The sequence below is a fragment of the Proteus sp. G4380 genome, from assembly GCF_963885725.1.
GTDB lineage: Bacteria > Pseudomonadota > Gammaproteobacteria > Enterobacterales > Enterobacteriaceae > Proteus > Proteus mirabilis.
Map to the genome: position 1 here is coordinate 1 of NZ_CAWPAV010000043.1, position 8,723 is coordinate 8,723.

Here is an 8,723-nt window from a genome sequence, read left to right on the forward strand (position 1 = left end):
TATTTCTTTATTAATTATTAAATCTATTTCTTTTTGTGCTTGAGCATGTGACTGCTGGGCATATTCTTCGCCTAGCGCAGTACCCTCGGTGAGAATAAACTGTACATTATTAATACCAATAAATGATAAAAATTGTGTTAGATATGGAATAATTAAATCAGAGGGTTGTCCTTTATGGATCCCACCACGACTCGTTAATACAATAACTTGCTTATCTTCAAGTAATCCGACTGACCCTGTTTCAGTATATTTAAAAGTTTCGCCTGCACGCGCAATAAAATCGATATAGTGTTTTAATTGAGAAGGGATGGAGAAATTATACATAGGCGCCGTGATCACAATAATATCATGTGCTTTTAATTCATTAATTAATGTATCAGAGAGTGCTCTAGCGGCTTTTTGTTGTTCCGATAACATAGCCGTATCTTTGCCAAAAGCAAATAATGTGGCTTGATCTAAAACAGGAATGGGATCTTTTGCCAGATCACGTAGGGTAATGAGATCATTTTGATGATGCTTTTGCCAATTTTCTATTAGATAGTCAGCCATTTTATTGCTGTGCGAGTAATTTTCTAAAATACTGGATTTTAGTACAAGAAGCTTGTTCATTTTATTCTCTCGGTAAATATCTGTTATGTTTATATAGACCAAATTTTATCTTATCTGAAAAATTTCACACCATAATCGTTTGAATATGCTATTCAAATTTATTGATTATATATATTCATAGAATAAGAAAATTCATCAACCCTTTATGTGCAAATTGGCTGTTGTGATATCATGGCAACAATATTATTTGGTTAAATAAACCTCAAAAAGGATAACAAAAGGTGGCACTATCATCTGCGATGCTCTACAAAGAGATAGAGCAACTCTCGTTGCGGGATCAGCAACGATTGAGAAAACGCTTACGTGGCGTTGATAAAATAAGTAAAGAAACGTCGAAACAGGCGGTATTAAGCGAGATTGAGCAGGATATTATTGTTGCAAAACAGCGTATATTAAATCGACAAGCTCACTGTCCTAAAATTGTTTATCCAGAAAACTTGCCTGTTAGCCAGAAAAAAGAGGCTATCTACAATGCAATCAAAGATAACCAAGTGGTTATTATTGCAGGGGAAACGGGATCGGGTAAAACAACTCAGATCCCGAAAATTTGTCTCGAATTAGGGCGAGGCGTAAAAGGTTATATTGGGCATACGCAGCCTCGACGTTTAGCTGCACGCTCTGTCGCAGAGCGAATTGCTCATGAATTAAACACAACATTAGGTGAGTCTGTCGGTTATAAAGTTCGTTTTAGTGATCATGTTGGTGATAACACGCTAGTTAAGTTAATGACTGACGGGATTTTATTAGCTGAACTACAACAAGATAAGCTGTTATTACAATATGATACTATTATTATCGATGAAGCCCATGAACGTAGCTTAAATATTGACTTTATTCTTGGTTATTTAAAGCAGCTTTTACCCAAACGCCCAGATTTAAAAGTGATTATTACTTCTGCCACTATCGATCCTGAGCGTTTCTCTAAGCATTTTAATCAAGCTCCTATTATTGAGGTATCTGGCCGAACTTATCCGGTCGAAGTGCGCTATCGTCCTATTGGTGGTGATGCTTTGGATAGTGATAAGGATATGACTGAGGGCATTATTGATGCAATTGACGAGTTAAGTCGAGAAAGTGCGGGTGATATTCTTATTTTTATGAGCGGTGAGCGCGAGATAAGGGATACCGCAGAGGCATTAAATAAATTACAACTACGTCATACCGAAGTTTTACCACTATTTGCTCGTCTTTCTAATAGTGAACAAAACCGGATATTTCAGCCTCATACCGGAAGACGCATCATATTGGCAACCAATGTTGCCGAAACTTCTCTTACGGTACCTGGCATTAAATATGTGATTGATACGGGTTATGCACGTATTAGTCGATACAGTTATCGAACCAAAGTTCAGCGCTTACCCATAGAGCCTATCTCTCAAGCTTCTGCGGATCAGAGAAAAGGGCGTTGCGGTCGTGTTTCTGATGGTATTTGTATTCGTCTTTATTCTGAAGATGATTTTATTTCCCGTGCGCAATTTACCGATCCTGAAATACTAAGAACCAATCTTGCTTCGGTTATTTTACAAATGACCTCGATAGGATTAGGGGATATTAGCGGATTTCCTTTTGTACAAGCGCCCGATAAACGCAATATACAAGATGGTGTACGCTTATTAGAAGAGCTGGGTGCCTTACAAGAGGGTACTGATAATAAAGGTGCTTATCGTTTGACGCCGATGGGGAAACAATTAGCTCAGCTTCCTATCGATCCAAGATTAGCGAGAATGGTTCTTGAAGCACGCAAATATGGTGCAGTTAGAGAATTAATGGTGATCACATCGGCGCTTTCTATTCAAGATCCTCGTGAAAGACCGATGGACAAGCAACAAGCATCAGATGAAAAACATCGTCGTTTCCAAGATAAAGATTCAGATTTTCTTTCATTACTCAATTTATGGGACTATTTAAAAACTCAGCAGAAAGAGTTGAGTCACTCTCAGTTTCGGAAACACTGTCGCCAAGAGTTTTTAAACTTTATGCGAGTTAGGGAATGGCAAGATGTCTATACGCAACTACGCCAAGTTGTGAAGGAATTAGGTTTTCCAATTAATAGCCAACCGGCCGATTTTAAAAGTATTCATGTGGCTTTATTAAGTGGGCTATTATCACATATCGGACAAAAAGATAGCGATAAGCAAGAGTTTACTGGCGCGAGAAATGCGCGTTTTGCTATTTATCCCGGCTCTGGGTTATTTAAAAAACCGCCAAAATGGACCATGGTGGCAGAATTAGTCGAAACATCACGGTTATGGGGGCGCATTGCTGCACGCATTGAAGCGGAATGGATTGAACCTATCGCGACCCACTTAGTTAAATATCACTATAGTGAGCCTCATTGGTCAAAAGCACAGGGTGCGGTAATGGCTAATGAAAAAGTCACCTTATATGGTTTACCTATTGTGGCCTCACGATTAGTAAATTATGGCAAAATCGATCCACTATTATGTCGAGAGTTATTTATTCGCCATGCGTTGGTAGAGGGCGATTGGCAAACTCGGCATGCTTTTTTCCGTGAAAATTTAAAATTACGTACTGAGGTTGAAGAGTTAGAGCATAAATCACGTCGTCGCGATATTTTAGTAGATGATGAAACGCTGTTTACATTCTACGATCAACGAATACCACAAGATGTTATTTCTACCCGCCATTTTGATAAATGGTGGAAAATAGCGCAAAAGAATTCACCTGATTTGCTGAGCTTTGAAAAAAGCATGCTTATCAAAGAAGATGCTAAACGTGTTAGTGCATTAGATTATCCAAATTATTGGCATCAAGATAATTTAAAATTACGCTTAACTTATCAGTTTGAGCCAGGTACAGCAGCAGATGGCGTCACTGTCCATATTCCATTACCGATTTTAAATCAGGTTAAAGATGAAGGTTTTGATTGGCAAATTCCGGGTATTCGTCATGAATTAGTCGTTGCCTTAATAAAATCATTACCTAAACCTATACGTCGTAATTTTGTTCCTGCGCCTAATTACGCTTCAGCTTTTTTAGAACGAGTGGTTACCCCTGAAGGTGAATTACTCGATAAATTAGAAAAAGAGCTACGTAGAATGACCGGCGTTACGGTCGAACGTGATAGTTGGCAACTTGAGCAAGTGGCCGATCACTTAAAAATGACTTTTCGAGTTGTTGGTGACAATAATAAAACCCTTGCTGAAGGAAAAGATCTTAATCAGTTAAAAGCACGTTTAAAGGACAAAGTTCAAGAAACATTATCAGCGGTAGCAGATGATGGTATTGAGCAGCAAGATTTACATATTTGGAGTTTTGGTGACTTGCCACAACGCTACGAACAAAAGCGTGGTAGCTATTCAGTTAAAGCCTATCCGGCATTAGTGGATGAAAAGAATAGTGTTGGTATCAAGCTATTTGAAACAGAAACAGAGCAACAAGCGGCAATGTGGCAGGGGATAAGACGGTTATTACTACTTAATATTCCTTCACCCATTAAATACTTGCATGAAAAATTGCCTAATAAAGCAAAATTAGGTCTTTATTTTAATCCTTATGGCAAGGTGCTAGATCTGATTGATGACTGTATTGCTTGTGGGGTTGATAAACTTATTGCTTCTTATGGGGGATTAATATGGCAAGAAGAGCAATACCAAAAACTTCAAGATTATGTCCGTGCTGAATTAAACGATGTTGTTGTCGAAATTGCTAAACAAGTTGAATCTATTTTAACTCAGGTATTTGCGATTAATAAACGCTTAAAAGGGCGGGTTGATATTAGTGTTGCTTTTGCATTGTCTGATATTAAAGCACAACTTAATCAATTAGTTTTCCCCGGATTTGTCACATCCCATGGTTGGAAACGTCTTGCGGATATTCCTCGCTATCTCAGTGCTATTGAAAAACGTATGGAGAAATTAGCGATTGATCCTAACCGTGATAGAGCACAAATGAGCCGAGTTGAAAATGTCATTTTGCAGTGGCAACAGTGGTTAGCTAAGTTAACCGAGAAGCAAAAACAGCAAGAAGAGGTACAAAATATTCGTTGGATGATAGAGGAATTAAGAGTGAGTTTATTTGCTCAACAGATAGGAACGCCTTATCCCATCTCTGATAAACGCATCTTACAAGCTATTGAGTCTATCTCATTAAGTTAAAGCTGATAGATAAACCCACAATGGTGAGTTATGGCCATTGTGGGTTTATATACTACTATTATTGATAATGTACTGAAATGGTAAATTGATCATTAATATTGTCAGCTAAAACCACTTTATTACTGTCTAAGATAAAAGATGTTATTGCGCTATTTTTTATTGAAATGGCAGTGTTCTTTTTAATATTCAATATTCTATTAGCGTTTTTTATTATTGATGGACAATTTGATATCTTCAATATAACTTCTTGGTTCTCTTTTGATTTATTATCATCCATTATGTATTCACAGCTAGTTTCATAGATATAATAAGCATTTACAGAAAACACAGGTAGTAATATTAATAACATGATAATAGGAGTTAAATGTTTTTTCATAGGGGAAATAAATTATTTATATTCTAAGTTTACATTAATTTGTGATGTTACCTTGCCAGGCAAGATGTTTTCACTCATTTTCACATAACCTACTGAAAAAGGAAAAGTATATTCCGTCGAAGGTGTTCTATGAACGCTATTATAAATAACATTACCTAAATAATATTTATTATCATTATATTTAATTGATAAACCTACCCCAGAAGGGGTGCCATTATTTAGAAGTGTTAATAAATTAGTATTTCTACTTTTATAAATAGCAGGTGCATCAAGCTTTAATGAAACTAATGTATCTTGGTTACAAATAACACCAATAGAAAAATGTGTTTCATTAGCGGGTATTGAATCGCTTAAACTGTTTTTTTCTACAGGCGCTAATTCAATATTAGGTTGTTCAATATTAAGTTCGCAAACTTTATTCTGAGGCTTCTCAATAATCAAATTATTATAAGTAAATTTTTTATTATCTAATGTATAAACAAGAAAATCATCTATAACAAATATGTCGCTCAGAGGTTCTAGAACGATTTCACCTATTTTTATTAATTGAATATATAGTCTTGGCCAACTATCAGTACAATAAATATTTTTATATCCTTCTTTTCTAGTTTGAGCGTTACAGACATTTGCATATTCAGGCGTTACATTAAACTCATCGCCTACTAAGTTAAAAGGTGTTTTATTAAATGATATCTTAAAGCCAACTCCTGGAATATTTGTTTTAAAAATATCATCTTTATAATGCCTTGCGTTAATGATTAATTTTAGATCAACTTTCTTTTTACAATGAAGAATTGACGTAGATAGAGCGGCATCAGTAAAACTCATTTCTGCGATAGGTTGGCCAATATCGACACCTAAATCAATATCACTAGCTTTAAATCTAATATTATGTACTGGAATAAAACCATTGTCTTTTATATCGTCATAAACGCAATTGTTACTAAATTTTGATTCATCAGAATAACAATGGAATGAGAGTAAATAAATTAAAATAATAATGTATTTCATTTTTATATATTATTCCTCTTTAATGCAATTTACAGTTTTAAAATAAATTCTATTTTGTTTTTCATTATCATTTAATTGATAGTTAAATGAGCACTGTTGTTTGTTGGAACTTCCCCATTTTACAAAAATCTTTCCTAAGATGGGTAAATTAGAAATATATAATTTATTATCTTCATTTACATAGGATATATCGGATAGGGTACCATCAGAATTTTTCACATAGGCTGTTGCACCAAAAGGAATGTTTTGGTGAAATGTAAATAAAGCACTTTCTCCTTTAGTTATCTTAATATTTTTTGCAATAATAGCTCCTTTAGTAGGAATTAAATGATAGCTATAATTATCAATATTATAATTATAATCTAATGATTTCGCATCAATGTGGAACTTATTGTTATGGTAACTAGTTAAATTAGGAATGATTAAATAACCTCTTCGGTCTGATTCTATCGTTGGCTTTCCTATTATTTTTACTTTCTTAGCACCTGCAAAATTTAGGATAGCAAAACTATCATTTAGATCTTGGGCTAAAGTTATTCCTCCATTATGAAACACAATGCCGCCATTGAGTCCATAGCCTAAAGAATAACTATCTTTATTAAATCGAGAGTTTATATTTAGTTTGGCTATCCTACTTAAATAACTAATTTTCATTGATGAATCTAAGTGTTCTTTATTATTCTTAGAAAAGTTAAGGTTATAATTTAACCGATTATTTTCTAATGTATTTCCACTAAATGAAATATTCTCATGAAAATATTTATCTCTATTATCATAATTGATCCTTGCTGTTGCCCAATGAGAGAGATCTTGACCAATAGGATAATTTAAAAAAATTGATAATTGATTATTATTGCTGTACTGATCTTTGCTATTCTCTAGCTCTAATGAATAGGAAAGTTTTTTATAATTTGAACTAGTATTAATAAAAAGTCGTTGGCTTTTTTCTTTTGAGTGATAATAGGTTGCAATATTATACCCCAACGTTAAAGCAATATTATTATTTAATGATTGTGAAAAGTGAAATCCTAAATCATATTTCTTATATTCTTTATTTACAGCATAATTCTCTTTAAATCTAAAGTAGAATGATGAGTTTAATGAAATAGTTGTATTTTCCATAGAAAATACTTTTTGGTAATTAATCTTATTGGACTGATATTGTTGATGATATTTCTCTCTTATCCAAGCGTTTTCTAATGAGACTATACCCAGGATATTTAATCCTAGGGTATTTCCAATAAGTGCTTTAATATCATCTCCTTTTTTTTCAGCTCCTATCATTGTCGTTAAATAATTGCTCACTCCATAGCTTAAATTCAATTGAGTTAATAGTTCTTTTTTCTTATTAGAAGGAAACTGTCTTTTTTGAGGATTGTTTACTAAACCCATAGTATAGTAATAATTCCATTGGTTCTTTCTTAATAAATACTGTGAAGAATAATTCCAGATTTTCTTCTTTCTTACTTCGCCATTTTCTTCTTTTATAATTAATACTAATTCACCATTTGTACCTAAAGAGGGAAGGTTATTAAGAGTAAATGGCCCAGGTGGTACAGATGTGCTATATAGTGTTTCTCCATTTTGCTCAATGCTAACTTCTGCATAGGTATAGGCGGTTTCACTTATAATGGGTGCATAACCTACTAGGGAGCCATCTTTCATTGCATTATCGCTATTGATTTGCACGCCTAGTATTTTATAAGTGTTTAAGTTAGGAGAATAAGCATAGAAATCACCCATAGTTAAAATAGAATTAATATTTCTAAGTGTCCTATATACATATTGCTGGTTTATAGAAAAAGAATTATTATTATTATAGTTTAGATCTTGACGATAACGCCATGCAAATAAATTAATTCCATTATATAGCTGTAGGTTATGTATGTGTTGTCCATTTAAACTATTTTGTTTATAATAATGGCCTTGATAGTTGTATTTAATGAAAGCAGCATTATCACCATCATCCAATTTTTCTTTGGAATATGAAGTGTTTTTTTCTATCGCAATTAATGGTACTTTAAAGTAAATCGACTGTTTGTTAATTTCTAATTTTATATTAAATAATTTTTTTAATAAATCATAGTCAACGATATCGTTGTCTAACTTATTTTTTAAAGGCTCGTAATAATTGGTGTTTATTCCCCATTGTTTTAAATCAAATAGAGTTATTATTGGAGTTAAGTTATTGTTTTTGTTTTTAAATGATATCTCAGCATTTTGTTTTTTATTGTTATTTATATAAATTGTTATGTTATAGGTTCCTTCGAGAAAATTTTCATTAAGCAAGAGTGAAAAATCAATATTTCCATTGTGGTTTTCAATTGCTTGTAAGTAAAGTGCATTTGCATATACATAGGGCGTAAATAATAAGAGTAAAGAAATAGGAGATAACTTTATCATAATTAATACTATTCGCTATTTTTTATGTTGATATTAACTTCATTACCAAAATCATTTATATAGCTCCAGCCTACTTTAGCTGTACCAAAATGATTTTTTCCTATATTAATTTCACTAAAAGGGGATAGCATGACTGAGATCTCTTTTTTTTCCCCATTAGAAAAAATATTTATAATAGTGAAGTAGTATTCAGAGTTGTTTTTTAT

At 33.3% G+C, this 8,723-nt stretch carries 5 protein-coding genes and 1 pseudogene; 1 reads left to right on the plus strand and 5 read right to left on the minus strand.

Annotation, left to right across the window (positions count from 1 at the left end; translation table 11 throughout):
- Nucleotides 1–609: FMN-dependent NADH-azoreductase (locus tag AACU98_RS03130; protein ID WP_161735490.1), on the minus strand; the 609-nt coding region annotated here is incomplete at its 3' end.
- A gap of 221 nt (nt 610–830) precedes the next feature.
- Between AACU98_RS03130 and hrpA the strand changes: the two genes are divergently transcribed.
- Nucleotides 831–4,727 carry an ATP-dependent RNA helicase HrpA gene (hrpA, locus tag AACU98_RS03135; protein ID WP_148041809.1) on the plus strand — a complete coding sequence of 1,299 codons (3,897 nt, stop codon included), beginning with the start codon at nt 831–833 and terminating at the stop codon, nt 4,725–4,727.
- Between the two features lie 58 nt (nt 4,728–4,785).
- On the opposite strand, the gene AACU98_RS03140 is transcribed toward hrpA, so the two are convergent.
- From AACU98_RS03140 to AACU98_RS03155, 4 genes and pseudogenes are all read right to left on the minus strand, one after another.
- On the minus strand, nt 4,786–5,004 hold the full coding sequence (locus tag AACU98_RS03140) for a hypothetical protein (RefSeq protein WP_223293444.1): 219 nt from the start codon (nt 5,002–5,004) through the stop codon (nt 4,786–4,788).
- Nucleotides 5,005–5,115: 111 nt separating this feature from the next.
- On the minus strand, nt 5,116–6,114 hold the full coding sequence (locus tag AACU98_RS03145) for a fimbrial protein (protein WP_004251301.1): 999 nt from the start codon (nt 6,112–6,114) through the stop codon (nt 5,116–5,118).
- Between the two features lie 9 nt (nt 6,115–6,123).
- Nucleotides 6,124–8,517, minus strand: a complete 2,394-nt coding sequence (locus AACU98_RS03150; protein ID WP_161735493.1) for a fimbria/pilus outer membrane usher protein — start codon at nt 8,515–8,517, stop codon at nt 6,124–6,126.
- Nucleotides 8,518–8,525: 8 nt separating this feature from the next.
- A pseudogene (locus AACU98_RS03155) lies at nt 8,526–8,723 on the minus strand (fimbrial biogenesis chaperone); the annotation flags it as partial.

Bases quoted from the DNA above. Each gene is read 5' to 3' on its own strand.
- AACU98_RS03140 (WP_223293444.1), bottom strand. From the start codon at position 5,004: ATGGATGATAATAAATCAAAAGAGAACCAAGAAGTTATATTGAAGATA.
- AACU98_RS03145 (WP_004251301.1), bottom strand. From the start codon at position 6,114: ATGAAATACATTATTATTTTAATTTATTTACTCTCATTCCATTGTTAT.
- AACU98_RS03150 (WP_161735493.1), bottom strand. From the start codon at position 8,517: ATGATAAAGTTATCTCCTATTTCTTTACTCTTATTATTTACGCCCTAT.